Source organism: Alphaproteobacteria bacterium (assembly GCA_030739735.1).
Lineage (GTDB): Bacteria > Pseudomonadota > Alphaproteobacteria > UBA7887 > UBA7887 > UBA7887.
In genome coordinates this window covers 101,733-128,348 of the sequence record JASLYQ010000005.1, presented here as the reverse complement: position 1 = coordinate 128,348, position 26,616 = coordinate 101,733, and the positions used below count along the sequence as shown (strand labels likewise).

The 26,616-nt window shown below is 60.3% G+C and carries 24 protein-coding genes and 1 pseudogene; 20 read left to right on the top strand and 5 right to left on the bottom strand.

What is annotated here, in order from left to right:
- A partial coding sequence (locus tag QF629_04590; GenBank protein MDP6012811.1) for a divergent polysaccharide deacetylase family protein occupies window positions 1–442 on the top strand: 442 nt, incomplete at its 5' end.
- Here the strand turns inward: QF629_04590 and trpE are convergent.
- Both trpE and QF629_04580 read right to left on the bottom strand, forming a co-directional pair.
- Window positions 439–1,950 (bottom strand): anthranilate synthase component I, encoded by a 1,512-nt coding sequence (gene trpE, locus QF629_04585; protein MDP6012810.1) that lies wholly within the window; start codon window positions 1,948–1,950, stop codon window positions 439–441. The two genes, QF629_04590 and trpE, sit on opposite strands and share 4 nt — an antisense overlap.
- A 14-nt stretch (window positions 1,951–1,964) precedes the next feature.
- On the bottom strand, window positions 1,965–3,845 hold the full coding sequence (locus QF629_04580) for a SurA N-terminal domain-containing protein (protein MDP6012809.1): 1,881 nt from the start codon (window positions 3,843–3,845) through the stop codon (window positions 1,965–1,967).
- Window positions 3,846–3,995: 150 nt separating this feature from the next.
- Between QF629_04580 and tpiA the strand changes: the two genes are divergently transcribed.
- The 12 genes and pseudogenes from tpiA (at window position 3,996) to QF629_04520 (ending at window position 15,481) form a co-directional block, all read left to right on the top strand.
- Window positions 3,996–4,748: a triose-phosphate isomerase gene (gene tpiA, locus QF629_04575; GenBank protein ID MDP6012808.1), complete on the top strand. Its 753-nt coding sequence runs from the start codon at window positions 3,996–3,998 to the stop codon at window positions 4,746–4,748.
- Window positions 4,749–4,778: 30 nt separating this feature from the next.
- Window positions 4,779–5,114 (top strand): preprotein translocase subunit SecG, encoded by a 336-nt coding sequence (gene secG, locus QF629_04570; GenBank protein MDP6012807.1) that lies wholly within the window; start codon window positions 4,779–4,781, stop codon window positions 5,112–5,114.
- Between the two features lie 78 nt (window positions 5,115–5,192).
- Entirely contained in the window at window positions 5,193–6,821 is a 1,629-nt protein-coding gene (locus QF629_04565) for a CTP synthase (protein MDP6012806.1), read from the top strand.
- The gene (gene kdsA / locus QF629_04560; protein MDP6012805.1) at window positions 6,821–7,657 is read left to right on the top strand and encodes a 3-deoxy-8-phosphooctulonate synthase; all 837 of its coding nucleotides are present in this window, start codon (window positions 6,821–6,823) and stop codon (window positions 7,655–7,657) included. Before QF629_04565 ends, kdsA begins: the two co-directional genes overlap by 1 nt.
- Entirely contained in the window at window positions 7,654–8,934 is a 1,281-nt protein-coding gene (gene eno, locus QF629_04555) for a phosphopyruvate hydratase (GenBank protein ID MDP6012804.1), read from the top strand. The genes kdsA and eno overlap by 4 nt, the downstream gene beginning before the upstream one ends.
- Complete coding sequence (locus tag QF629_04550; GenBank protein MDP6012803.1) at window positions 8,934–9,272, top strand: septum formation initiator family protein; 339 nt, start codon at window positions 8,934–8,936, stop codon at window positions 9,270–9,272. The genes eno and QF629_04550 overlap by 1 nt, the downstream gene beginning before the upstream one ends.
- A gap of 94 nt (window positions 9,273–9,366) precedes the next feature.
- Window positions 9,367–10,377: a pyruvate dehydrogenase (acetyl-transferring) E1 component subunit alpha gene (pdhA, locus tag QF629_04545; GenBank protein MDP6012802.1), complete on the top strand. Its 1,011-nt coding sequence runs from the start codon at window positions 9,367–9,369 to the stop codon at window positions 10,375–10,377.
- A 16-nt stretch (window positions 10,378–10,393) separates the two neighbouring features.
- Window positions 10,394–11,356 (top strand): annotated as a pseudogene (locus QF629_04540) (pyruvate dehydrogenase complex E1 component subunit beta).
- A gap of 75 nt (window positions 11,357–11,431) precedes the next feature.
- Window positions 11,432–12,676 carry a pyruvate dehydrogenase complex dihydrolipoamide acetyltransferase gene (locus QF629_04535; protein ID MDP6012801.1) on the top strand — a complete coding sequence of 415 codons (1,245 nt, stop codon included), beginning with the start codon at window positions 11,432–11,434 and terminating at the stop codon, window positions 12,674–12,676.
- Window positions 12,676–14,079, top strand: coding sequence for a dihydrolipoyl dehydrogenase (lpdA, locus tag QF629_04530; GenBank protein ID MDP6012800.1), 1,404 nt, complete (start codon window positions 12,676–12,678; stop codon window positions 14,077–14,079). The genes QF629_04535 and lpdA overlap by 1 nt, the downstream gene beginning before the upstream one ends.
- Window positions 14,080–14,082: 3 nt before the next feature.
- The gene (gene lipA / locus QF629_04525; GenBank protein MDP6012799.1) at window positions 14,083–14,988 is read left to right on the top strand and encodes a lipoyl synthase; all 906 of its coding nucleotides are present in this window, start codon (window positions 14,083–14,085) and stop codon (window positions 14,986–14,988) included.
- A gap of 4 nt (window positions 14,989–14,992) precedes the next feature.
- Window positions 14,993–15,481 (top strand): type II toxin-antitoxin system RatA family toxin, encoded by a 489-nt coding sequence (locus QF629_04520; protein MDP6012798.1) that lies wholly within the window; start codon window positions 14,993–14,995, stop codon window positions 15,479–15,481.
- Here the strand turns inward: QF629_04520 and QF629_04515 are convergent.
- The 3 genes from QF629_04515 to QF629_04505 form a co-directional block, all read right to left on the bottom strand.
- Complete coding sequence (locus tag QF629_04515) at window positions 15,415–15,840, bottom strand: CinA family protein (GenBank protein MDP6012797.1); 426 nt, start codon at window positions 15,838–15,840, stop codon at window positions 15,415–15,417. The genes QF629_04520 and QF629_04515 overlap by 67 nt on opposite strands.
- Before the next feature lie 65 nt (window positions 15,841–15,905).
- Window positions 15,906–16,358 (bottom strand): phosphatidylglycerophosphatase A, encoded by a 453-nt coding sequence (locus QF629_04510; GenBank protein MDP6012796.1) that lies wholly within the window; start codon window positions 16,356–16,358, stop codon window positions 15,906–15,908.
- Entirely contained in the window at window positions 16,355–17,503 is a 1,149-nt protein-coding gene (locus QF629_04505; GenBank protein ID MDP6012795.1) for a bifunctional 2-C-methyl-D-erythritol 4-phosphate cytidylyltransferase/2-C-methyl-D-erythritol 2,4-cyclodiphosphate synthase, read from the bottom strand. The genes QF629_04510 and QF629_04505 overlap by 4 nt, the downstream gene beginning before the upstream one ends.
- 133 nt (window positions 17,504–17,636) lie before the next feature.
- Here QF629_04505 and QF629_04500 point away from each other — a divergent pair, with 133 nt between their 5' ends.
- The 7 genes from QF629_04500 to trkA all read left to right on the top strand — a co-directional run bounded on the left by QF629_04500 (window position 17,637) and on the right by trkA (window position 26,560).
- Entirely contained in the window at window positions 17,637–17,774 is a 138-nt protein-coding gene (locus tag QF629_04500; protein MDP6012794.1) for a hypothetical protein, read from the top strand.
- 212 nt (window positions 17,775–17,986) lie between these two features.
- Window positions 17,987–18,973, top strand: a complete 987-nt coding sequence (gene dusB / locus QF629_04495) for a tRNA dihydrouridine synthase DusB (protein MDP6012793.1) — start codon at window positions 17,987–17,989, stop codon at window positions 18,971–18,973.
- The gene (locus QF629_04490; protein ID MDP6012792.1) at window positions 18,957–20,048 is read left to right on the top strand and encodes an ATP-binding protein; all 1,092 of its coding nucleotides are present in this window, start codon (window positions 18,957–18,959) and stop codon (window positions 20,046–20,048) included. The genes dusB and QF629_04490 overlap by 17 nt, the downstream gene beginning before the upstream one ends.
- 11 nt (window positions 20,049–20,059) lie before the next feature.
- Window positions 20,060–21,508 (top strand): nitrogen regulation protein NR(I), encoded by a 1,449-nt coding sequence (gene ntrC / locus QF629_04485; protein ID MDP6012791.1) that lies wholly within the window; start codon window positions 20,060–20,062, stop codon window positions 21,506–21,508.
- A gap of 2 nt (window positions 21,509–21,510) precedes the next feature.
- Complete coding sequence (locus QF629_04480; protein MDP6012790.1) at window positions 21,511–23,784, top strand: PAS domain-containing sensor histidine kinase; 2,274 nt, start codon at window positions 21,511–21,513, stop codon at window positions 23,782–23,784.
- Window positions 23,774–25,162, top strand: a complete 1,389-nt coding sequence (locus QF629_04475) for a sigma-54 dependent transcriptional regulator (protein MDP6012789.1) — start codon at window positions 23,774–23,776, stop codon at window positions 25,160–25,162. The genes QF629_04480 and QF629_04475 overlap by 11 nt, the downstream gene beginning before the upstream one ends.
- Before the next feature lie 21 nt (window positions 25,163–25,183).
- Complete coding sequence (gene trkA, locus QF629_04470) at window positions 25,184–26,560, top strand: Trk system potassium transporter TrkA (GenBank protein MDP6012788.1); 1,377 nt, start codon at window positions 25,184–25,186, stop codon at window positions 26,558–26,560.
- Window positions 26,561–26,616 lie beyond the last annotated feature (56 nt).

The window sequence follows — 26,616 nt, the reverse complement described above, 5'->3', positions numbered from 1 at the left end:
CCTGCGCTTGGCAAAGGCGTTCGACCGCGTGCCGGGCGCGATCGGACTCAACAACCACATGGGCAGCCGCTTTACCTCAAACGCCACGGCTATGGCGAGTGTCATCGACGTGATAGCCTCGCGCGGCCTGATGATCCTAGATTCCATGACCACGTCCGATAGCGTCGTGCGGCAGCTTGCCCGTCCGCTAGGCATACCTAGCGGGGCCCGCGACGTGTTCCTCGATAACCACCGCGATCCTGCCGCCATCGACCTGCAGTTCGCCGAGGCCGAGCGTATAGCCCGCAACACCGGCTTGGCGGTGGCTATCGGCCATCCCTACGACGAGACCATCGAGGCCATCCAGCGCTGGTTACCGCGCGCGCGTGCCGCGGGCATTTCGCCGGTGACGATAGATTTTGCCGTTGAGCCGGCGCTGACGATTACGGCGCAGACCCGTTAGTTTCGCCCGCTACTGGCGAAACTCACTGTTTCTTCGGCGGCACGAATGAGGGCGCGGGCTTTGTTGCGAGTTTCCTGGTATTCGGCTTCCGGGTCGCTGTCGGCGACCACGCCGCCGCCGGCCTGGACGTACATGGTGCCGTCCTTGATCACGGCCGTACGCAAGGTGATGCAGGTGTCCATGGCGCCGTCGGCGGCGAAATAGCCGACGCAGCCCGCGTAGATGCCGCGGCGCTCTGGCTCCAGCTCGTCGATAATTTCCATGGCTCGTACTTTGGGTGCACCGCTAACCGTGCCAGCAGGAAAGCCACCGATCAAGGCATCGATTGCATCATGATCGTCGTCAATCTCGCCTTCGACGTTGGAGACGATGTGCATGACATGGCTGTAATACTCGATCTCCATCTGTTCGGTGACCTGGACGCTGCCGATCCTGGCGACGCGGCTGACGTCGTTACGCCCGAGATCCAGCAGCATCAGGTGCTCGGCACGCTCTTTGGGATCGCCGAGCAGATCGTCTGCCAGGGCCTGGTCCTCGGCCCGGTTGGCACCGCGAACGCGAGTGCCGGCGATGGGGCGGATGGTGACCTTGCCGTCGCGCAGGCGTACCAGGATCTCCGGGCTCGAACCGACCACCGAGAAGCCATCGAAATCGAGGAAGAAGAGAAACGGCGACGGGTTGAGGCGGCGCAGGGCGCGATAGAGCGCAAAGGGCGGCAGCGTAAAGGGCACGGCAAAGCGCTGCGAGGGCACGACTTGAATGATGTCACCCGCGCTAATGTACTCCTTCGCCTGCTTGACCATGGCGTGGTAGCGTTCGCGGGTGACGTTCGAGACGGGCTCGGGCAGGCTCGTACTATCCGCGTCGATGGCGCGAGTCGCCGGCAGGCTGCGGTCGAGATCGGCGACGATGTCCGACAGCCGCTCGCCCGCCATGCCGTAAGCTGAGCGCGTATTGACGCCGGGATCGGGGCGGACTGGCGTCACGGCGGTGATCATGTCGTCAACCGCATCAAAGATGACCATCACGGTCGGACGCAGGAAGAGGCCATCGGGCACGCCGAGCACATCCGGATTATCGTCCGGCAGGCGCTCCATCAGGCGCACCATGTCATAGGACATGTAGCCCACCAGGCCGGCAGCCATGGGCGGTAGCCCCTCTGGCAAAACGATGCGGGATTGGTGCTCGATAGCACGGAACGAATCGAGCGCGCTGCGCTCGCACGGCTCGAACGCGTTGGCGTCGTAGCGGGCGCGGCGGTTGACCTCGGCCTTGTCGCCGCGGCAGCGCCATATAAGGTCGGGCTTGAGGCCGATGATGGAGTAGCGGCCGCGCACGGCACCGCCTTCGACCGATTCCAGCAGGAAGCTGTTCGGTCTGCCATCGCTCAGCTTGAGCATGGCCGAGACCGGCGTTTCCAGATCCGCCACGAGACGTGTCCAGGCAACTTGTGCCTGATCTGCCTCGTAAGTAGCGGCGAAGCTATCGTAGTCGGGGAGGATCACCATACGCCGTCTAGCGCCTAATAGATGGTGTCGATCAGGGCACGGTCGACGCTGACGCCATATTCGCGCCGCAGCATGGCATCGTATGCATCCAGTACGTCGAGGCGATAGGCCTCTGTCATGCGGCCGGCAATCGCAGTCTTGGCTTCGCCATCACTGTCGTCGGCGGCGATGACCTCGATTAACTCGGCGACCACCTGGTTGCCACCGGTCGTCTCTACGGGTCCGGTCGCCTCGCCTTCGTCCAGTGCAAAGACTGCATCGGCGACGGCTCGGGTCAGGCCCGAATCCATATTGCGGCCCTCGCGGGTGAACGCAGCGGTCTCGCCGGTCTCTATGCCCAAGTCACTTGCTGCGGCAACGAGTGCACCAGCGGAAGCCGCGCGCCCGGCAAGCTCCGCCGCCATGGCAGCCGCGGCTTCCTTGCGGCGCTCGTCGCGCCAGGCATCGGCGACCTGCTCGCGCACAGTATCGAGCGGTTTGACGGCAGCCGGCTGAACGCTGTCAACGCGGAAGGCATAGAAAATATTTCCCGGGGCCTCGATAAGGTCAGATTCCTCGCCTTCCTGAGCCCGGAAAGCGTTGTCCAGAAAATCGGCGATTGGCGGCATGTCCTCGATGGCCTTTTCCTTGACATCACGCCCGTAGCGATCGAGCGGTCCAAGCGAGATGGTGGTAATGCCCAGAGCCCGCCCCGCTTCCTCTAGCGTAGCGCCGCTAGCGCGTTCGTCCTCGAGACGGCCACTCAGGACCCAGGTGGCATCTGCCGCCTCTTTGATCTTGAACTCGAGGCGGATCTCCTCGGCCACGTCCTCGTAGGTCGGGGTGCCTCCCGGTATGTCCTCGTTGACACGCACGAGATGCCAGCCGAAAGCGCTCCGGAAGAATAGGGCCTCGTCGATCGGGGCGGAGAAGATCGCCTCGGCGATCTCTGGCAGCAGGTCGCCTTCCTCGACGAGGCCGAGGCGCATATCGTCCTTGGTATTGCCCGTGATGTCGGCGCCGACGGCAAAAAAATCCTCGCCTTCCTGCACGCGCCGCTGCGCCGCCTGCGCCGCGTCCTCGTCTGCCAGAACGACCATGTCGATATCGCGACGGTTTGGCACAGTGAGTGCCTCGACGCGGGCGTCGTATTCTGCTCTCACGTATTCGTCGGCCACCTCGATTTCGTCCAGGAGGTCAGCCGGGCGTAGTGACAGAAAAGCCACCCGCCGTGACTCCTGGGCCATGAACTGGGCTTCATTTGCTGTGTAATAGGTCTGGATATCGCTGATCGTTGGCTCGGAGATATTGCTCATGGTCTCGGGCATGATGGTAGCGACGATGGCGCGCCGGCGCTCGCCACGATGGGCGTGCAGCAGATCGATGACTGCCTCCGGCGTTGCTAGGCCCTCGGTAAGACTGCCGATGATCTGGGCACTGGCCAGATCCTCGCGCACGGTCGCAACATAGCTTTGTTCGCTATAGCCATTCTCGCGCAAGGCAGCCTCGTAGAGCATGCGGTCGAACAAACCGGCCTCGTTACGGAAGCTTGGGCTGTCGGCGATGGCCTGGCGCACAGCGTCATCCGAGATACCGATGCCGATGTCGCTCGTCTTCTGAGCCATTAGCGCCCGGACCACGAGGGTTTCCACAGTCTGTTCAAGAACGCCAAAATCTCGCGCTTGCTCGTCGGTCAACTGACCGCGGGTCATCTGCCGGAAGCTCGCCAGCGAGCGGCGGTATTGATTTTGCAGCGCCGAGACGCGGATGGGCACTGATCCCGCTTCCGCCACGGCAGGGTCTTGGGAGCCGCGGAACATGTCGCCGATACCCCATACTGCAAAGCTGAGGGCAAGGATGATCATAAAGCCTTTGACCACCCAGTTCTTGGTTCGATTTCGAATGGCATCAAGCATGCCGCAAGCCCTTGCGCCTAAGCGCTCATCAGTTACCGTCCCTGGGAAACGCGGCGCATCATAAGAGTCGGGCCGGACAGCGGCAACAGGCATCTCGGACAGAACAAGTAAGTGTGTTAAATCGATCAATCAAACGGTAGGGAATGAACGATGGCGACAACACGACGGCCGCTGGTGGCTGGCAACTGGAAGATGAACGGCCTGCGTGCTGACGGTGCGGCCCTGGCCGCCGCTGCGCGCGAGCGCGCTGATGACAGATGCGATGTCGCGTTGTGCCCGCCCGCCACCTTGCTGACTACCGTTGCCGCAGCAATAGAGGGCTCATCCATTCTGCTTGGCGGTCAGGACTGCGCGGCAGAAACCCACGGCGCCCATACGGGCGATATTGCCGCGCCGATGCTTGCCGATGCCGGATGCAGGCTCGTCATTCTCGGCCATTCCGAGCGTCGTCAGGACCATGGCGAAAGCAGCGCCCTGGTTCGTGCAAAGGCGGAGGTCGCAGTGGTGGCCGGTCTTGCGCCGATTATTTGCGTGGGCGAGACCGAGGCCGAGCGCAATGCTGGTGGGGCGCTTGCAGTGGTCGGCCAGCAATTGTCCGAGTCCGTGCCCGATAGCGCGCCGGGCTTGGTTGTTGCCTACGAGCCCGTTTGGGCGATCGGAACTGGGCGTACCGCGAGCGCGTACGATGTTGCGGAGATGCACCGTCACATGCGCGATTGCCTCGACACGATGACCGGAGTCGATGCGCTGGCAACGCGATTGCTATATGGGGGCTCGGTCAAGCCTGGCAACGCCGCGGAGCTTTTTGCAGTCGCGGACGTCGACGGCGGATTGATTGGCGGTGCGGCCTTGAAGGCCAATGATTTCTGGGCCATTTGTCAAAGTGCTGCCGAGGCTGTATGACGGCCCGCGAACAGTGAGCGAGGTGAGACAATGACCGCGGTGATCCTGGTGATTCACATGTTGATAGCCATTGCCTTGGTGGTCACGGTACTGCTGCAACGCAGTGACGGCGGCGCCCTTGGCGGGCTCGGCGGCGGCTCGTTTGGTGGCATCATGAGCGGGCGTCAGTCGGCCAACCTGCTCACCCGCACCACCGGTATCCTCGCGGCCTGCTTTATGGGTACCAGTATGCTGTTGGCGATCATGGCATCCGGCACTAGCGAGCCGACCTCTATCCTCGACGTCGGCGAGCAGCCCGCCACCGAATCGACGTTGCTCCCATTACCGACGCCCGACGAGGGGCCAATCGTTCCTGCAGACGAATAAGCCTTTGCACGTAAGGACTTGCGGGTTAGGTGCATTTACCTTAGCCGGGAGCATCGCGAGGCGTTAGGATAAACGCCCATGACGCGGTTCATTTTCGTTACTGGCGGCGTGGTCTCATCGCTTGGAAAAGGCTTGGCAGCAGCATCGCTAGGTGCCTTGTTGCAGGCACGCGGATTCAAGGTCCGTCTGCGTAAGCTCGACCCCTATCTCAACGTAGATCCGGGCACCATGAGCCCCTATCAGCATGGCGAAGTTTACGTTACCGACGATGGTGCCGAGACCGATCTCGACCTCGGCCATTACGAGCGCTTCACGGGTGTGCCCGCGCGCAAGAGTGACAACGTCACTGCCGGGCGCATCTATTCTGAAGTCATTGCCAAAGAGCGGCGTGGCGATTATCTCGGTGGCACGGTGCAGGTGATCCCGCATGTCACTGACGAGATCAAGCAATTTGTCGTCGCCGACACTGAAGATGCGGACTTCGTGCTCTGCGAGATCGGCGGCACTGTCGGCGATATTGAGGGTCTCCCATTCTTTGAGGCTATCCGCCAACTCGGCTGGGATCTCGGGCGCGAGCAGGTGCTCTATATCCATCTCACCCTGGTGCCCTATATTCCGTCGGCCGGTGAGCTCAAAACCAAGCCTACGCAGCATTCGGTCAAGGAGCTGCGTGGTATCGGCATCCAGCCGGATATCCTGATTTGTCGTGGCGACCGCAAGATTCCGCTGGGTGAGCGCCGCAAGATCGCGTTGTTCTGCAATGTCGGCGAGGAAGACGTGATCCCCGCGATCGATGTCGAAAACATTTACGAGGTGCCGATCACCTATCACGAGGCCGGGCTCGATACACAGGTCTATGCCAAGTTCGGCATTGAGGTCGAGGACGAGCTCAATCTCGGTGTCTGGAAACGGGTCGTGGAGCGAGCCAAAGGCCCAGAAGGCGAGGTAAACATCGCCGTAGTGGGTAAATATATAGGCCTGCAGGATGCCTACAAATCACTAACAGAGGCGCTCACGCACGGTGGTATTGCACAGAACGTCCGTGTGCACATGGAGTGGATCGATTCTGAGATTTTCGAGTCCGACGACTTCGTGCAGAGCCTTGAGGGCGTCAATGGCATCCTTGTGCCCGGCGGCTTTGGTGAGCGCGGCGTGCTCGGCAAGATGGCGGCCGTCACTTTCGCGCGCGAGCGCGGGGTGCCGTTTTTTGGCATCTGCTTTGGCATGCAGCTCGCGGTGATCGAGACAGCACGCAATCTCGCCGATTTGCCTGGCGCCTCGTCAACCGAGTTCGGCCCTTGCGACGATCCCGTAGTCGGCTTGATGAGTGAATGGTTGCGCGACGGCATGGTCGAGACCCGCCGCGACACAGACGATTTGGGGGGTACCATGCGCCTCGGCGCATATGAGGCCATGTTGGAAGAGGGCACCAAGATTGCCGATATCTACAATGGTCACCCCGTCAGCGAGCGCCACCGACACCGCTACGAGGTCAATGTGCGCTATCGTGAGCGCTTGCAGGAGGTAGGTCTGCGTTTTGCCGGCATGTCGCCGGACGGTCGCTTGCCCGAGACCGTGGAATTGGAAGGCCACCCCTGGTTTATCGGCGTGCAGTTTCACCCCGAGCTGCGCTCGAAGCCTTTCGATCCACATCCGCTGTTCGCATCGTTCATCGCCGCAGCGGTCGAGCAATCCCGTCTGGTGTGATGACCGGTCATACCCACATCGATGTAGGCAATGTGCGGATTGGCAACGACCTGCCGCTGTCGATCATTGCCGGACCGTGTCAGCTCGAGAGCGCCCAGCACGCGCACGATATATGCGGCGCGCTGGTTGAACTCGGTAAGGCGCTGGGTATTGGCGTCGTCTACAAGACCTCGTTCGACAAGGCGAACCGGACCACCCTCGATGCGGCCCGCGGGCTCGGCCTTGATGCCAGTCTGCCGATTTTTGCCGAACTGCGAGAGACCTACGGCTGCCCTGTGCTGACCGATGTGCATGAGCCCAGTCAGTGTGCCAGTGTGGCCCAAGCGGTGGACGTCCTGCAAATTCCAGCATTCCTCTGCCGCCAGACCGATCTGCTGGTTGCCGCCGGCGCCACAGGATGCGTGGTGAACGTGAAGAAAGGTCAGTTTCTGGCGCCCTGGGACATGGTTAACGTGGTGCGCAAGCTGGAAGGCTCGAATTGCCGTCGCATCATGCTCACGGAACGTGGCGCAAGCTTCGGGTACAATACCCTGGTGTCGGACATGCGGGCACTGCCGGCACTTGCCGATACTGGCTATCCTGTGGTTTTCGACGCCACGCATTCGGTACAGCAGCCCGGCGGGCTTGGCGGTAGCAGCGGTGGCCAGCGGGAATACGTGCCAGTGCTGGCACGGGCTGCGGTGGCGGTGGGTGTAGCCATGGTTTTCATGGAAACTCACGAAGACCCGGATAATGCTCCAAGTGATGGACTAAATATGTTATCTATCAAAGAGATGAGGGACCTTCTTCCAGTATTAATTGATATCGATCATGTGGTCAAGGGGCGTACCGCATGACCGCCATCATCGATATCCGAGGCCGCGAAATCCTCGACAGCCGCGGCAATCCAACTGTTGAGGTTGAGGTCGAGCTGGAAGGCGGCACTATTGGCACGGCGGCAGTGCCGTCCGGTGCCTCGACCGGTAAGTATGAAGCGGTCGAGTTGCGCGACGGTGATACTAACCGCTACGGTGGTAAGGGTGTGCGCAACGCCGTTGCGGGCGTTAACGGCGAGATCTTTGATGCCTTGTCCGGTCGCGACGCGGAAGACCAGGTAGCCATCGACCGTCTCCTAGTGAGCCTTGATGGCACCGAGGACAAGAGCCGGCTCGGCGCCAACGCGCTGCTGGGGGTCAGTCTGGCGACGGCGAAAGCTGCCGCGGTGGAGGCGTGCCTGCCACTCTACGCCTATGTCGGTGGCAGTTTTTCCCATACCCTGCCAGTACCCTTGATGAACATCGTCAATGGCGGCGTCCACGCCGATAACTCTTTGGATTTGCAGGAGTTCATGATCGTGCCACTTGGCGCGCCGAGCTTCGCGGAAGCGCTGCGCTGGGGCGCTGAGGTTTTTCACGCGTTGGCCAAGCTGCTATCAGAATCTGGGCACATGACGGCGGTCGGCGACGAGGGTGGCTTTGCGCCCAATCTCGGCAGCAATGCCGAGGCGCTGGATTATGCTCTGCGAGCCATTGAGGCAGCTGAGTATCGGCCGGGCGAGGATATCGCCTTTGCACTCGATTCTGCGGCCAGCGAGTTCCATCGGAACGGCAAATATAATTTGGCGGGCGAGGGCAGGACCTTTGATGCCGCGGCCATGAGAGTTTATTATAGTGAGTTGACTGAACGCTATCCGATCGTCTCGATCGAGGATCCCCTTGATGAGGACGACTGGGACGGCTGGGTCGGCCTGACGAATGCGCTTGGCGACAGAGTGCAGCTTGTCGGCGACGATCTCTTCGCGACCAATCCGGCCCGCTTGCGCCAGGGCATCGAGAAGGGCGCGGCCAACGCCGTTCTGATTAAGGTCAACCAGATTGGCACGCTAAGCGAGACGTTGGAAGCCGTGGAGACGGCACATCGGGCCGGCTATCGGGCCGTGCTCTCCCACCGCTCGGGTGAGACCGAGGACACCACCATCGCCGATCTGGCCGTGGCGACCAATTGCGGGCAGATCAAGACCGGGTCGCTGTCGCGCAGTGATCGGTTGGCGAAATACAATCAACTCCTTCGTATTGAAGAGCGGCTTGGCGTTGCCGCCCGCTACGCCGGGCCTGCCGCTTTCGTTGGTCGCTGATGGCGACGGCGCGCGGCAGTGCGCTCACGGCTTCGGGGCGGCGTATGCGCCGCGCCGCAGTGCCGGCGCTTTTGCTCGCCTTCGCACTCTACCTCGGCTATCACATGGTGCATGGCGACCGCGGCATTCTGGCCTGGATGCGCCTCGAGGAAGATATCCTGACCCTGACCAAAGAAGTCGCAGAGACCAGCGCGGAGCGGAGTCAGCTGGAGAATCGGGTGGTCATGTTGCGGCCCGAGGGCCTCGATCCTGATTTGCTTGAGGAACGTGCCGGAGCTGTTCTCAACCTAGGCGGGCAAGAGGATTTGTTGGTGTTGGATGAATCTGGGCAGCCCTGAACCGGGTTCGCTTGCTGCAGGGGCGGCCAGGTAGTATTTTTCTGCGCCGTACCTCTACCGTGCGCCGAGAAACATCAATAAATTGGGAAGTGGAATGACAGCGGCAAAGCTCAAGCCGAAGCTCGCGGCCGTGGAGGCCGCGACCGATCGTGAGACGCTGTTCTCCTATTACCGCGATATGCTCATGGTCCGCCGTTTTGAGGAAAAGGCGGGTCAACTATACGGCATGGGTCTGATAGGCGGCTTTTGTCACCTCTATATCGGCCAGGAAGCGGTCGTGATTGGTGCGGAGCAAGCGGTCGGGCCGGAAGACCCGGTGATAACCAGCTATCGCTGCCACGCCCACGCCATCGCCCGCGGCGTTGATCCGAGATGTGTTTTGGCTGAGTTGACGGGCCGCGGTACGGGCACCTCCAAAGGCAAGGGTGGCTCGATGCATATATTTTCGCCCGAAGACGGCTTTTGGGGCGGTCACGGGATCGTCGGTGCTCAAGTGCCGATCGGCACGGGCCTTGCCTTCGCCTTGAAATACCGTGAGAGCGATCGCGTTTGCTTAACCTATTTTGGCGACGGCGCGGCCAACCAGGGCCAAGTGCACGAGGCCTATAATATGGCAGCGTTGTGGAAACTGCCCGTGGTCTACGTGATTGAGAACAACCAGTACGCAATGGGCACGGCCGTGAAGCGTGCCACGGCGGAAACGGAGTTCCACCGGCACGGTGATAGCTACGGCATTCCCGGCATTGCTTGCGATGGCATGGACGTGCTGGCAGTCCGCGATGCAGCGTTGGAGGCGGTGTCCTACGTGCGTGCCGGCAACGGTCCGATGATCGTCGAGATGAAGACCTATCGCTACCGTGGCCACTCGATGTCGGACCCGGCAAAATATCGCACCAAGGAAGAGGTCCAGGGCATACGTCAGAGCCATGACCCGATCGACCAGATGAAGCGTCGCCTTATGGAGAATCACGGGGTCGACGAGGCCGAGTTCAAGGTCGTCGACAAGGATGTGCGCGCTATCGTTGCTGAGGCTGCAGAATTCGCCCAGGCAAGTCCGGAGCCGGATCCGGCGGCGCTCACTACCGACATCATGGCGGAAGGCTGAGATAATGGCGATTTGCACTGTGCGCGAGGCCTTGCGTGATGCCATGGCAGAGGAGATGCGCCGAGACGATGACGTCTTCCTGATGGGCGAGGAAGTGGCGCAGTATGAAGGCGCCTACAAAGTTAGCCAGGGTCTGTTGGCTGAGTTCGGTGCGCGACGCGTGGTCGACACGCCGATCACCGAGGCGGGCTTCACCGGCCTTGGCGTCGGCGCCGCATTCATGGGGCTGCGCCCCGTGGTCGAGTATATGACGTTCAACTTCGCCATGCAGGCCATTGATCAAGTGATCAATTCGGCTGCCAAGACGCGCTATATGTCCGGCGGCCTAGTCTCGTGCCCCATCGTCTTTCGGGGACCCAATGGTGCCGCGTCGCGTGTTGCCGCCCAGCACAGCCAGGATTTGTCGGCCTGGTATGCCCATGTGCCTGGCCTTGTGGTTATCGCGCCCTATTCGGCAGCAGACGCCAAAGGGCTGCTCAAATCTGCGATCCGTGAGCCCAACCCGGTTGTCTTTCTCGAAAACGAAATTCTCTATGGCCGCGAGTCCGAGGTTCCTGACGAAGAGTACCTGACGCCCATCGGCGTTGCCAACACGATTCGCGTAGGCGAGGACGTCACGATTGTCACCTATGGCCGCAGCGTCGAGTTGGCGATGGAAGCGGCGGACGGTCTCGACGGCGATATTGCGGTCGAGATCATAGATCTGCGTACCTTGCGACCGCTCGATATCGACACGGTCGTCAGTTCCGTCATGAAGACCAATCGCCTAGTGACGGTGGAGGAGGGCTGGCCTACCGCTGGTATAGGCGCGGAGATCGCCACACAGGTGATGGAGCGCGCCTTCGATCATCTCGATGCCCCGGTGAAGCGGGTCAGCGGAGTCGATGTGCCGATGCCTTATGCCGCCAATCTTGAACGTCTGACCTTGCCGAACGCCGAGGCCGTGGCCGAAGCGGCGAAGAGCGTTTGCTATCACTGAGCGGTTTTCTCGTTTCGGAAACCGCTCTATACAAGAGAAATCGTCTCTCAGAGGTCCCCGCGGGGGAGAAAAGCTATGCCCATACCTGTCCTGATGCCGGCACTGTCACCTACTATGACCGAAGGCACGCTGGCCAAATGGCTCAAGGGCGAAGGCGATAACGTCGTCTCCGGCGACATTATTGCCGAGGTCGAGACTGACAAGGCGACGATGGAAATCGAAGCCATCGAGGAGGGGGTGCTCGGCCGCATCTTGATCGGCGAAGGTACGGAAGGTGTAGCCATCAACACCCCCATCGCCGTGCTGCTCGAAGAGGGCGAGGATGTAAGCGCCACCGAGAGTTTCTACGGTAGTGTCCCAACTGCCGCTCTGGCGGCGGCGGAGCTAACACCGGCGCCAGCCCCTGCCGTTGCCCCGACACTCAAGGCGAATGGTGCGCGCGTCATCGCAAGCCCACTGGCCCGGCGCATGGCTGAGCAGGCCGGGCTTGATCTTACTGGCATAAATGGCAGCGGCCCACGCGGACGTATCGTCAAGCGCGATATCGAAGCGGCGATCACCGGCGACGCTGTACAAGCTGCAGCAGCGCCTCCACCCGCAGCGGTCATGGCGGCACCAGCCCGGGCCCCTGCTGGCGCTGCCGTGACCGAGCAGTCCAATTCCGGCATGCGCAAGGTCATCGCCCAGCGCCTGCTGCAATCAAAGCAGACCATCCCACATTTCTACCTGACCGTGGATTGCGAGATCGACGAACTGCTCAAGATCCGCAAAGACCTCAACGGGCGCTCAGACGGTATCAAGCTGTCCGTCAACGACTTCGTGGTACGCACCCTGGCACTCGCTCTGCGCAAGGTGCCGGAGGCTAATGTTTCCTGGAGCGATGCCGCGACCCTGTTTTATAACTCCGTCGATGTCTCGGTGGCGGTGGCCGTCGAGGGCGGGCTCGTGACGCCGGTGGTGCGCAACGCTGACAACAAGGGTTTGGCGCAAATTTCCATCGAGATGGCGGACTTCGCTGCCCGCGCCCGTGAGGGCAAACTGGTGCCTGAGGAATATCAGGGAGGTAGCTTCTCTGTCTCCAATCTCGGCATGTTCGGCATCAAGGAGTTCGCAGCTATCATCAACCCGCCCCAAGCCGGCATTTTGGCCGTTGGCGCGGGCGAGCAAAGGCCCGTGGTCAAGGACGGCGCGTTGTCGGTTGCGACTGTCATGAGTTGTACACTGTCGGCCGATCACCGGGTGATGGACGGTGCTGTCGGTGCCCGTCTGCTCGCAGCCTTTAAGGCGTTGATCGAAGATCCGCTGACAATGCTGCTCTGATGGCGGACACCAGTTTCGATATGGTCGTCGTCGGCGGTGGTCCCGGCGGGTACGTTGCCGCCATCCGCGCAGCGCAACTTGGTTTTGCTACCGCTGTGGTCGAGGGTCAGCACTTGGGTGGAATTTGCCTTAACTGGGGGTGTATCCCTACCAAGGCGCTGTTGCGCTCGGCCGAGGTCGGACACATGCTTGCCGAACTCGACGAATACGGCTTCTCCGCCGACAACGTGTCTTTCGATCTCAAGAAAGTCGTTGCCCGTTCGCGCGAGGTGGCGAAGCGACTCTCGAGCGGCGTCGCGCATCTCTTAAAGAAGAACAAGGTGACGGTGGTTGATGGTCATGGCTCTTTGGCAGGTAAGGGCAAGGTTGCCGTGGGCAGGGATGACAAGCCTGTCGTGATCCTCGATGCAAAACACATCATCCTCGCGACCGGCGCGCGCCCTCTCTCCCTGTCGGGCCTCGAGCCTGACGGCGAGTTGATCTGGACTTACAAGGAAGCCATGGTGCCCGAAACGATACCCAAGTCTCTCCTCGTGGTGGGTTCGGGGGCGATCGGCATCGAGTTCGCGAGCTTCTATCGCGAGTTCGGAGCTGAAGTCACGGTCGTCGAAGTGCTCGATCGGCTGCTACCGGTGGAGGACGCGGAGATCTCGGCCTTTGCGGAGAAGGCCTTCACCGAACGGGGTATGACCATCCATACCGATGCCACAGTCAACGCGCTCGACAAGAAGGCCGGAAAAGTCACGGCCACCATCGTCCATGGCGATGGCAAAAGAGAGAAGCAGACGTACGATTGCGTCATCCTTGCCATTGGTATCACCGGCAATGTTGAGAATATTGGCCTCGGAGGTAGCAAGGTCAAAGTCGATCATGGCCACGTGGTGGTCGACGAGTGGCTGCGAACGGGCGAGCCTAGCGTCTACGCTATCGGCGACCTAGTGGGTCCGCCCTGGCTGGCACACAAGGCAAGCCACGAAGGCGTGCTTTGTGTCGAGAAGATCGCCGGCGTTGAGGGCCTTCGCCCGCTTGATACGAGCGACATCCCTGGGTGCACTTATTGCCGGCCCCAAGTGGCCAGCGTCGGATTAACCGAAGACGCGGCCAAGAAGGCGGGCCACGAGGTCAAGGTCGGGCGTTTTCCGTTCATGGGCAACGGCAAGGCGATAGTTCTCGGCGAGTCCGACGGCATGGTGAAAACCGTGTTTGATGCCAAGACCGGCGAGTTGCTTGGCGCACATATGGTCGGCGCCGACGTGTCCGAACTGATACAGGGCTACGTCGTGGCCAAGAGGATGGAAGGTACCGAACTCGACCTCATGCATAGCATCTTCCCGCACCCGACATTGTCAGAGATGATGCACGAGTCGGTGCTTGACGCATACGGACGCGCGATCCACATCTGACATATGGGCATATCACCGTCAGCTGTTGCCAAAGGCCAAAGAATGCCGGACTGGATCCGCGTCAAGGCACCGGTCTCGCGCCAGTGCAACGAGACTCGCAAGCTGGTGCGCTCACTGTCGCTCAACACGGTCTGCGAGGAGGCGGCCTGTCCCAATATCGGCGAGTGTTGGCACAGTGGCCACGCCACCATGATGATTCTAGGCAATGTTTGCACGCGCAAATGCGCCTTCTGCAACGTCGCCACTGGGCGTCCTGATGCACTCGATCCGCGCGAACCCGATAACTTGGCCAAGGCTGTGGCGGAACTCGGATTGCGCCATGTGGTGATCACCTCGGTCGATCGCGACGATCTCGACGATGGCGGGGCAGGGCACTTCGTGCGCTGCATCCGGAATATCCGCAAGGCCTCACCCAAAACCACGATAGAAGTCCTGACGCCAGACTTCCAGCGCAAGGACGGTGCGGTCGAAGCTGTGGCCCATGCGGGTCCGGACGTCTTCAATCACAATTTGGAGGTTGTGCCACGACTTTACCGCACGGTTCGCCGCGCTGCGAGCTACGAGCATTCCTTGTGGGTATTGAAGCATGTCAAGGACTTGGAGCTAGGGATCTTCACCAAGTCCGGCCTGATGGTCGGGCTCGGCGAGAAACCTGATGAGATTCTCTCTGTTATGGATGATATGCGTGCGCATGATATCGATTTCATCACTATCGGCCAATATCTTCAGCCGACGCACAAACACCATTCGGTTAAGCGTTTCGTCACACATGAGGAGTTTTTGGCCTTCGAGATAGCCGCTTACGACAAGGGCTTTCTGATGGCGTCATCGTCGCCGCTGACGCGTTCATCCTATCATGCCGATACGGATTTTGCGAAACTGCGGGTGGCCCGAGAGGCATTGGTATAGATCGGTGTACTGCCATGAGGAACAACGGGTTTTTCCCTATACTGCTGAGCAGCTTTATGATCTCGTCTCTGATGTCGAGCGCTATCCGGACTTTCTACCGTGGTGCATCACAGCACGGCTGACCGCACGCAATAATCTTGCCACCTACGCCGATCTCGTTGTTGGCTTTCGCATGATTCGAGAGCGTTTTGGCTCGCGCATCGTCGGCGTTCGCCCAGGTAGCATCGACGTTACCCAGACAAGCGGGCCGTTTCGCTGCCTTTCGAACAGTTGGTACTTCCATGATCTGGATGATGGTGGCTGCCGCGTCGAGCTTGATGTCGAGTTCGAGTTCCGCTCACGCGTCCTCAATGCGCTGGTTGGCGCGCTGCTCCACGAGGCCGTGCGCTGCATGGTGGGCGCCTTTGAGGACCGCGCTAAGGCGCTTTATGGCAACGGGACGGAGGCCAGCATGGCTACGGCGTGCTCGACGGTGGAGAGTCGCACCGCCTGACGATTCCCAGCAAAGAGATAGTGCTCAGTTTGCGTCGCTTCGGTACGTGCGGCAAGCCCGAAATGCACCAGTCCGACAGGTTTCTCCGCCGTCCCACCACCGGGGCCGGCGACCCCCGTCACGGCCACGGCGAGATGGGCATCTGACCTTGCCAATGCGCCTTTCGCCATGGCCCGCGCGACGGGCTCGCTGACGGCGCCGTGCACGATAAGCATTTCCTCGGTCACGCCCAACATCGTCTGCTTAGCGGCGTTAGAATAGGTGATGAAGCCGCGATCGACCACATCTGAGGATCCAGCGATCTCAGTCAGGCAACCGGCGATCAAACCGCCGGTGCAAGATTCGGCCGTGGCGATCATCCAGTTGTGCTCCCGGCAAAGCTGCAGCACGGCTTGCGCATTCTGTAGCAGGGCATCCGAAAAGCTCACAAGGTCACCTCCACGATCAGCCACAGAACGAGGCCGGCATAGATGCCCGCCGCCATATCGTCGGCCATAACGCCGGCACCACCCTCAATATTCTGGTCGAGCCATGAGATCGGCCAGGGCTTGAAAATGTCGGTGAGGCGAAACAGCACGAAGCCGAGCCCGTAAGCCAGTGGAGAAACCGGCACCACTGCCAGGGTCAGCCATTGCCCAGCAACCTCATCGATCACCACCTCTCCGGGGTCCTTACGCCCAGTTTGTTGAATATACACCTCGGCGGCCCAGCAGCCGATGCCAAAGACCACGACACTGCCTAGAAGCAAGGTGAATTGGCCCGCGAGAGTTTGAATCACGAAGGCAAAAGGTAGGGCGACAAGCGAGCCCCAGGTCCCCGGCGCTTTCGGCAGAAATCCGGTGCCAAACCAGGTTGCAAGCAGGGCCGAGAGGGTCATGCGACGAAAAGCGAGACCACAGCCTGCGCTGCGATACCTTCGCCACGGCCGGTGAAACCCAGGCCCTCGGTTGTTGTCGCCTTGAGACCAATGCGCCCAACCGGCAAGTCGAGAAGCTCGGCGAGGCGCTCGCTCATTGCCGGCTTGTGCGGGCCGAGGTCTGGGCGCTCACAGATCACGGTCAGGTCGATATTGGCAAAACAGGCCCCAGCGTCGCGCACCAGCTGGCAGGCATGCTCGACGAAGATGCTCGACTCCGCGCCGTGCCAACGCGCGTCGGAGGGCGGAAAATGCACCCCGATATCGCCGGCACCGAGGGCGCCAAGAATGGCATCAACCAGGGCATGTAACGCGACATCCGCATCGGAATGGCCGGCAAGGGCGCGATCGTGGGGTATGGATACACCACAGAGCATCACGTGATCGCCCTCCGTGAAACGGTGTACGTCGAAGCCACTACCAACGCGGGTCTCGCTCGATGCCAGGGCAAGCATGCGCTCGGCCAAAGTGACGTCTTCGACTGTCGTCACTTTCAGATTATCCTCCTTACCCGAAACCAGTGCGACGCTCAGGCCGGCCTTCTCGGCGACGGCCGCATCGTCTGTCAGAGCCTCGCCCGCAGCAGCGCGGTGCGCTGCTAGGATGGCGAGATAGCGGAAGGCCTGCGGTGTCTGTGCCCGCCACAACCCATCGCGCGATACCGTATCCGTGATGCATTGTTTGCCTCGCTTGAGGGTATCACGCACAGGTACAGCGAGAATGGCGCCATCGCGCTCGGCGAGGGCCGCGATGCAGGCGGAAATGTCCCTGGGAATTATGAATGGGCGGGCGGCGTCGTGGATCAAAACGTGATCCGGCTCACTTTCTTTCAAGGCTTCGAGCCCGTTGAGCACCGAGTCCTGGCGGGTGGCCCCGCCGGCGATGGGATCTAGCAGATCCAAGCCTTGGGTTGCCCCATCGTAAAGCGCCCGATCGTCCGGATGAATAACCACCGCCACGCCATCGATCCCGGGATGGTTAACAAAGACCTTGGTCGTTCGCCGCAACATGGGCTCGCCCGCTAGCGGCAGGAATTGCTTAGGCACGGCGCCCCCTAGGCGGTGTCCGCGCCCGGCGGCGACGATCAAAGCGAAAGTTCGAGGCATGGCGCGCACGGTAGCGCCTGGTTGGCGCGTTGCCAAGGCGCCCCAGCTCTACAATGCGACCCCATGAGTCAGGGAACGTAATGGCATTCACCAGCTGTTGCGGCGCCCCGACGAGGTATAATGTTGTGCGACGATGTGGGCCGACACGGCCGTGCATCTCATGACCGGTGCTGCCAACCGCGATCCGCCACTGTTCTCGGAACCAGACCGTTTCGATGTTGAGTGCAAGCCCAATCGACATCTTGCCTTCGGTCTCGGTGTCCATATCTAAACCGGAAACGCCTCGCTTGCATCCATTGTGCTATCGCCATTGGGAAGCTATTAGCGTGATCCTTATCCTTGCACGCCATTGAGTGAACGGAAATTGCTAACCGCATCCATTTTCGCGAAGTGATCCGCTCCGGCGTCTCCAATTGATTGATTTTAGGCGGCGATGTTCGTAGGTTGCTCAAGAATTAGGCAGCCTAGAAAGACAACTGCGCCATGACCCTGCGGATCGGTTCAATCACGCTGGACAACCCTGTGATTTTGGCTCCCATGTCGGGGGTTACCGATTTGCCATTTCGCCGCCTTGCAAAGCGTTTCGGAGCCGGTCTGGTGGTCTCCGAGATGATCGCTAGTCAGGCGCTGATTCATGCCAACCGGCGCACTCTTAGCATGTCCCGCGGGGCCGAGGAGATGGCGCCGCTCTCCATCCAACTGGCGGGCTGCGAGCCTGGCGTGATGGCTGAGGCGGCCAAGCTTGCCCGTGACCGGGGGGCCGCCATCGTCGATCTCAATTTTGGCTGCCCGGCCAAGAAGGTCGTGAATGATATGGCAGGCTCGGCGCTGATGCGCGACGAGAGCAAGGCCGCGCGAATATTCACCGCTGTGGTAGACGCGGTCGAAGTGCCCGTGACAGTCAAGATGCGCACGGGCTGGGACGACGACAGCCGTAATGCGCCGCGGCTTGCCCGCATTGCTGAGGACTGTGGCATCAAGCTGCTGACTGTGCACGGACGTACTCGTAAGCAGCGGTACGCTGGCCATGCCGACTGGGATTTCATCGGAGAGGTGAAAGACGCCGTTTCTGTGCCCGTGGTCGCTAACGGCGATGTCACCGATTGCGCGGCGGCATCTGAGATTTTGCGCCGCTCAGGTGCCGACGGCGTGATGATCGGGCGTGCGGCGTGCGGGCGTCCCTGGTTGCCCGGCCATGTGGCAGCTTTTCTGGCTAGTGGAAAAATGCCACCGGAATTTTCGCTGCCTGACCGGCTAGTGATTGTGCTGGAGCATTACGAAGCTATGCTCAGCCATTACGGAACCAATCGCGGCTTGCACAATGCACGTAAGCATCTTGGCTGGTACACCCTGGGCTTGCCGGGCGCCGCACGGTTCCGCAAGCGGGTATTTTGCCTGACCGATCCGGTGGCCGTGATTGCGGCGTTGCGTAAGCTGTTCGGAGCCAGGGCCTATGCCTATGCCGCTTGACAGCGCGATCGAAGATAGCAAGCGCTTGGCCATCCTGGCGGCGCTGCCCGTGGCCGTGTTTGCAGTCGACCGCGATTATCAGGTGACGGTAGCAAATCCGGCTGCGGAAGACTTGCTCGGTGGTAGCGAAGAATTTCTCACCAGACACCGCATGACGGATCTGGTCGCCGCGGATAGTCAATTGCTCTTCCTGATCGGGCAGGTGTTCAACTGCGGGCATTCCGTTGTCGAGTATGGTGTCATGCTGGCCAGCCCACGCTTGGGCGAGCAACCGGTTGACGTGAAGGTCACGCCGCTCACCGATGCCGCCGACATGGTGGTGATCTGCCTGGAGAAACGTACTATGGCGCAGCAATTGGACCGTCAGCTCACCCATCGTGGCGCGGCGCGCTCGGTCACCGGAATGTCGGCCATGCTTGCGCATGAGGTGAAGAACCCGCTCTCCGGCATACGTGGCGCAGCGCAGTTGCTTGAGCATTCGGTGGACGAATCCGAGCGCGACCTGACCCAGCTTATTTGCAGTGAGGCCGACCGTATCCGAGATCTGGTTGATAGCATGGACGTGTTTGCCGATGACCGGCCGCTGGGGGATCGGGATCGCATAAACATTCACACCGTTCTCGAGCACGTGCGCAGGCTCTGCGAAAGCAGTGCAAAGGGTCAGATTCGCTTTCTCGAGCACTACGATCCCTCGCTACCGTCGGTGCATGGCAACCGCGATCAACTGGTTCAGGTTTTCCTAAATATCGTCAAGAACGCGATGGAGGCCGTGTCAACCAATGGTGGCGAGATACAGATTACCTCCGCCTACCATCATGGCTTACGCTTTTCCAATGTCGGCGACGGCAGGCAGCACCATCTACCAATCGTGGTCTCAGTGCAGGACAACGGTTCAGGCGTGCCGGAGGAACTGCGCAACTATCTGTTCGACCCTTTCGTCACCACCAAGAAGGCTGGTATCGGACTCGGCCTGTCGCTGGTAGCAAAGATTATCGAGGGTCACGGCGGGCTGGTGGAGTGCGAGAGCGGCCACCGCCGCACAACGTTCACCGTGCGCTTGCCGGTGGCGAGCTGAGGCGAGGGGCCATGGCAGACGGTTCGACGATTCTCATAGCCGACGACGATAGCGGCATTCGCACGGTCTTGAGCAAGGCGCTCGGCCGTCTCGGTTACACAGTGCGCGCGACAGGCACGGCGTCGGCGCTGTGGCGCTGGGCGGCAGATGGCGAAGGTGATCTCGTGATCACCGACGTGATCATGCCCGACGAAGACGGCCTTGACATGTTGCCGCGCCTAAAGAAGGCGCGTCCAGATATGCCGGTGATCGTCATGAGTGCACAAAACACGCTGATGACGGCGATTCGGGCCAATGAGCGCGGCGCCTACGAATACCTGCCCAAGCCCTTTGACCTCAACGAGGTCATCAGCGTGGTCAAGCGGGCATTGTCTGAGCCGTTGCCGCAGCAAACCGCGACGCCGCCACAGCCGGAGGAAGACGACAGTCTACCGTTGGTGGGGCGTTCGCCGGCTATGCAGGAGGTCTACCGGGTCTTGGCGCGACTGATAGGCACTGACCTGACGGTCACGATCACCGGCGAATCCGGCACCGGTAAGGAGCTGTTTGCACGCGCGCTGCACGATTTTGGCAAGCGCGGCGCATATCCCTTCGTCGCCATCAACATGGCGGCCATCCCGAGAGAATTGATCGAGAGTGAGCTGTTCGGGCATGAAAAAGGTGCCTTCACCGGCGCCACGAGTCGCTCGCTGGGTCGTTTCGAACAAGCCAACCGGGGAACCTTGTTTCTGGACGAGATCGGCGACATGCCGCTGGAGGCGCAGACCCGCTTGCTACGTGTGTTGCAGGAAGGTGAGTTTACGATAGTTGGCGGCCGCGAACCGATCCGCACCGATGTTCGCATAGTCGCGGCAACCCATCGCGACCTCGGTGTCCTGGTGGAACAGGGGCTCTTCCGCGAGGATCTCTACTACCGTCTCAATGTCGTGCCGCTGCGCCTGCCACCATTGCGAGAACGCACGGAGGACATTCCCCTCTTGGCCCGCCATTTTTTTACCTGCATTCAGAAGGAGGGCCTACCCGGCAAAATGTTGAGCGGTGAGGCAGTGCGTTTGTTGCAGTCTTATGATTGGCCGGGTAATGTACGTGAGTTGGAGAATTTGGTGTGCCGCCTTTCGGCGCTCTATACTGAAGAGAATATCGGCGCTGATATCATCGAGAGGGAGTTGCTTGGCGACCGCCAGATGGTCGAGGCGGTGGACGATGCTGAGGCTGACAGTCTTGGAAATTCCGTCGACAGGCATGTGGCGCAATACTTCGCCGCCCACAAGGACGCCCTGCCAACACCCGGTCTTTATGGCCGAATTCTGCGCGAGGTCGAGCAGCCTCTTCTCCAGCGCACTCTGGCTGCTACCCGCGGCAATCAGGTACGGGCAGCCGAAGTGCTTGGGCTCAATCGCAATACCCTGCGCAAGAAAATTCGCGAGCTTGGCATCCAGGTTTCCCGGGCCGTGCAATAAGCGTGGGCATTGAACTCACCCAGCCCAACCGTATGCAACGGTTCTTTGAATCGGCGACGCGTGTCGGCCTTAGCCGTAAGTTAGCATTCGCGCTATCGGTTGGTGCGGTCGTCTCTGGCATCACCACGTATGGCGCCTTGACGGGATATCTGTCACCCGAAGGCGCCGACCCGAACACCATCATTGTGCTGCTCAATATCGACCTGGTGCTGCTTCTTCTGCTCGGCGCGCTGGTCGCCTGGCGTCTGGTGCGTTTGTGGATCGCCCGCCGCCAGGGCTTAGCCGGTGCCCGTCTGCAAGGGCGCATGGTGGGGATGTTCAGCGTCGTTGCGGTGGCACCGGCGATTATCGTTGCCGTATTCTCCGCCACATTCTTCAATCTCGGCATCCAGGATTGGTTTAGCGACCGCGTCCGCACCGCGCTTGAACGCTCGCTTGCGGTCTCGGAGGCCTATCTCAGCGACCACCGCAGCTTTATTCGCGCCGATATCTTGTCGATGGTGGCGGTACTCAACCGCCAGCCGCCGGCATTATTCGATTCTCCAGAAGCCTTAAATCGTATTATAGACGTTCTGGTAGTTGAGCGCTCACTTGCTGAGGCGATCATTACCCGTGGTGATGGCAAGGTCGTAGCGCGCAGTCAACTTAGCTTCGTGCTTGAGTTTGATCCCATAGAAAACGCGGCCCTGCGCCGTGCTGCCGAAGGTGAGGTGGTGATAATGACCAGCGATGCCAGTGATCGGGTGCGCGCGCTGGCCCGTATCGACGCCATGATCGGGGCCTATCTTTATGTCGGACGTTTCGTCGATTCCGCGGTGCTCAATCACATGACCCGCCTTACCAATGCGGTCAGTGAATACCAGAATTTGGAGAGCCGGCGTTCGGGTATTCAGATTACTTTTACGTTGCTCTATGTGACCGTAGCACTGATGCTGCTGCTTGCCGCAGTTTGGCTGGGGCTGATGTTCTCGAACTGGCTGATTGGTCCTATCTCGGCGCTCGTCGGCGCCACCCAGCGGGTGCGTGACGGCGACCTCACCGTTCGCGTCGATGAGGGTCCGGATGGCGACGAGATCGCCGTACTCAGCCGCGCCTTCAATCGCATGACTGGGCAACTCGAAGAGCAGCGCGCTGAGTTGATCGACGCTAACGAGCAGATCGACAATCGCCGCCGCTTCACTGAAGCCGTCCTGTATGGCGTATCGGCTGGTGTTATCGGCCTCGACGATGTGGGTCGTATCTTCCTGCCCAACCGCTCGGCCTTGGAACTGCTGAACTGTGAAGCGGATACATTGATCGGACAACGGCTGGAAACCGCAATGCCGGAAATGGCTGAACTGCTCGCCAGCCTGCGCCAGACTCATCGATCTCTGATTCAGGGGCACGTCTCGCTGGTGCGCGGTGGTCATGCCCGCGAACTGCTAGTGCGGATTGGTGTGCAGGGTGGCGGTTCTGGCGGATATGTAGTGACCTTCGACGATGTGACCGACTTGGTCCGGGCACAACGGGTTGTGGCCTACACCGACGTCGCCAGACGTGTCGCGCACGAGATTAAGAATCCACTGACGCCCATCCAGCTCGCCGCTGAGCGCCTGCGTCGCAAGTTTGCCGACGATGTGGATGATGCGGAACAGGTGTTCGATACTTGCGTCGATACCATCGTGCGCCAAGTCAAGGCCATTCGCGGCATGGTCGACGAGTTCTCTGACTACGCGCGCTTACCGATGCCTGAGTTTGCCGACGAGGATCTAGCTGTTTTGGTCGCCGAGGCCGTGGCCCTGCAGTGCATGGCACATCCGGAGATTACTTTTAATACTGCCGTACCGGACGGTGATGTGATCATTCATTGCGACGGCAGTCAGGCGAGCCAGGCCATGACCAATTTGCTGCAAAATGCCATCGACGCTATTGCGGAGCGGGTGGTTGAAGGGGATGAGCGCCTTGCGCCGGGCCGAATCGACGTCACCATAGATGACAGCGAAGTCGAGCATCTAGTGGTCATGGTGGCAGACAATGGTCGTGGGCTCCCGGAAGATCTTTCGCAGCGTGCGCGCCTTACCGAGCCCTATGTGACCACGCGCGAGGTTGGCACTGGTCTTGGTCTTGCCATTGTCAGAAAGATCATGGAGGATCACCGAGGTGAGGTTGTGCTCGCCGAGGGTGGCGGATGCGGAACCCTTGCGTGTTTGCGCTTTCCACGGCTCGATCGGAGCGACGATCGGCAGGCTGAGAGAACCAAGGAAGTCATGAGCACGACCCGAGCCGATGGCAACTGACATCCTGATTGTTGATGACGAGCGGGACATTTGCTCGCTGATATCCGGAATTCTCGTCGATGAGGGCTACAAAGCTCGCGTGGCGGGCGATGCTGATAGTGCGCTTGCGGAGATTGAGGACCGTCAGCCGGATGCGATTCTCCTCGATATTTGGCTGGAGGGCAGCCGGCTCGACGGCATGGCGCTGCTCAAACTGCTCAAAGAACGTGACATGGACATGCCGGTGATCATGATCAGCGGGCATGGCAACATCCAGACCGCGGTTACATCCATTAAGTTCGGGGCATATGACTTCATCGAGAAGCCGTTCGAAGCGGATCGTTTGCTGCTTTGTATTGAACGGGGCCTGGAGGCATTCCGGCTGAGACGTGAGAACGCGGAGCTTCGCCTGCGCACAGGGCGGCAGATCGAGATCGTTGGCAAATCCCAGTCGGTCAAGCAATTGCGCGAAGCGGTGAGCAAAGTTGCGCCGACCGGCAGCCGAGTTTTGATCAATGGTCCCGCTGGCTCGGGCAAAGAAGTTGTCGCCCGCGCCATTCATGCCCAATCGGGCCACGAGCAGGCGCCTTTCGTGGCCATCAATGCAGCGGCAATTACACCGGAGCGCATGGAGGAGAAACTGTTCGGCGTCGATGGCGGTAGTGCTGTGCCGGGCGCTGTGAATAAGGTCGGCATGTTCGAGCAGGCTCACGGCGGCATCCTCTACCTCGATGAGATTTCTGATATGCCACTGGAAACTCAGGGTAAAATCCTCCGGGTCCTACAGGAGCAAACGTTTCAGCGTGTCGGCGGTAGCCGCCACATCAAGGTCGAGGTGCGTGTCATAGCATCGACCAGTCGCGATCTTCAGGTGGAGATCGCGGGAAAGCGCTTCCGCGAGGATCTCTTTTATCGCTTGAATGTTGTGCCGCTGCGGGTGCCATCTCTGAACGAGCGTCGCGATGATATTCCTCTGCTGATTCATCATTTTCTGGGTAGTGCTACCGCCATGAGCGGGCTGGTGCCGCGTGAGCTTTCCAGCGACGCGCTTGCGGTATTGCAGACTTGCGACTGGCCCGGCAATGTGCGGCAATTGCGCAATGTCATCGACTGGATTTTGATTATGGCGCCGGGCGGTAGCAACGCCCCGGTAAACTCGGACATGCTCCCGGCGGAGCTGCTGATGCAAACACCAGTTTCTCTGCGTCCTAAGAACGGTGCTGAGATGATGGGGTTGCCTTTGCGTGAAGCGCGCGAAATGTTTGAAAAACAATATTTGGAGAGGCAGGTCACCCGGTTCGGACACAACATCTCGCGCACAGCTTCGTTTGTCGGCATGGAGCGCTCTGCCTTGCACCGCAAGCTAAAGACACTCGGCATCACCGGTGACGATCGTTAGGACGACAGTCGGAGCGGCATCGTGAAAGTGCTTGTTTGCGGCGCCGGCGAGGTGGGATTCAATATCGCCCGCCATCTGGCCGACGAAGATAATGATGTCGTGGTTATCGATCATTCGCGCGAACGCATTCAAAAGGTGGGGAAGGCGCTCGATGTGCAGGCGCTAATGGGCTATGCATCGCATCCGGATATGCTAATGCAGGGCGGCGCTGGGGATGCGGACATGCTCATCGCCGTGACCCAGTCGGACGAAATCAATATTGTTGCCTGCCAAGTCGCCCACACGCTATTCAACGTGCCGACCAAGATCGCGCGCGTGCGCAATCAGGCCTACCTGGAGCCGGCCTGGGCGGATTTATTCAGCCGAGATCATATGCCGATCGACGTGGTCATCTCGCCGGAGATGGAGGTTGCGCAATCGGTTGCTCGCCGTCTTGATGTGCCTGGTGCGCTCGATATGGCCGACTTTGCTGACGACAAGGTGAGGCTTGTGGCCGTGCGACTCGGCGAGGACTGCCCAGTGCTCAACACACCACTGCGTCAGCTTAACGAGCTATTCCCCGATCTCGCCATCACCATTGTCTCTATCAACCGCGGCGACCGCAGCCTCTATCCGGATCCATTGGAACAGCTGCAGTCCGGAGATGAGATCTATTTCATCTCCGAGACGGCTGCCGTGCCGCGCGCCATGACGTTATTCGGCCACGAGGAAGAGGCGGCGCGGCGACTTATCATCGTTGGCGGCGGCAATATCGGCGTACTGTTGGCGCGCCAGATAGAGAACAGCAATCCGTCGATCAACCTCAAGCTCATAGAATTCGACAAGGCCCGCGCTGAATACGTCGCAGACACGCTCGAGCACACCATTGTGCTCAACGGCGATGCCCTCGATGCCGACTTGCTGGAGGAAGCCAATGTCGCCGCTGCCGAAACCATCATCACAGTGACCGACAATGACGAGGCGAACGTGTTGGTCTCTGTATTGGCTAAACGCCATGGCTGTTTGCGCGCCGTGACGCTGATCAATGCTAGCACCTATGCGCCCCTGATCTCGCCCCTCGGCATCGATGCTTCTGTGAGTCCGCGAGAGATCACGGTCTCAACCATTCTGCAGCATGTGCGGCGTGGTCGTATCCGCTCGGTCTATACTGTGCGGGCCGGTGCAGCCGAGGTGATCGATGCTGAGGCAATGAAAACCTCTCCCCTTGTCGGCTCACCTTTGAAGGATGTCAGGCTGCCGAAAGGTGTTCTGGTCGGTGCTGTGGTGCGCGGTGACGAGGTGATCGTGCCGCGTGGAGATACCGTCATAAAGGAACATGACAGAGTCATTCTGTTCGCTCCCCACGATATGGTGAAGAAGGTCGAACAGATGTTTGCAGTGGCGATCGGCTTCTTCTGATTTTTTATGGTTTCGGCCTCGCTTTTCAGGGTCCTTGGCCTGTTGCTAATAGTCTT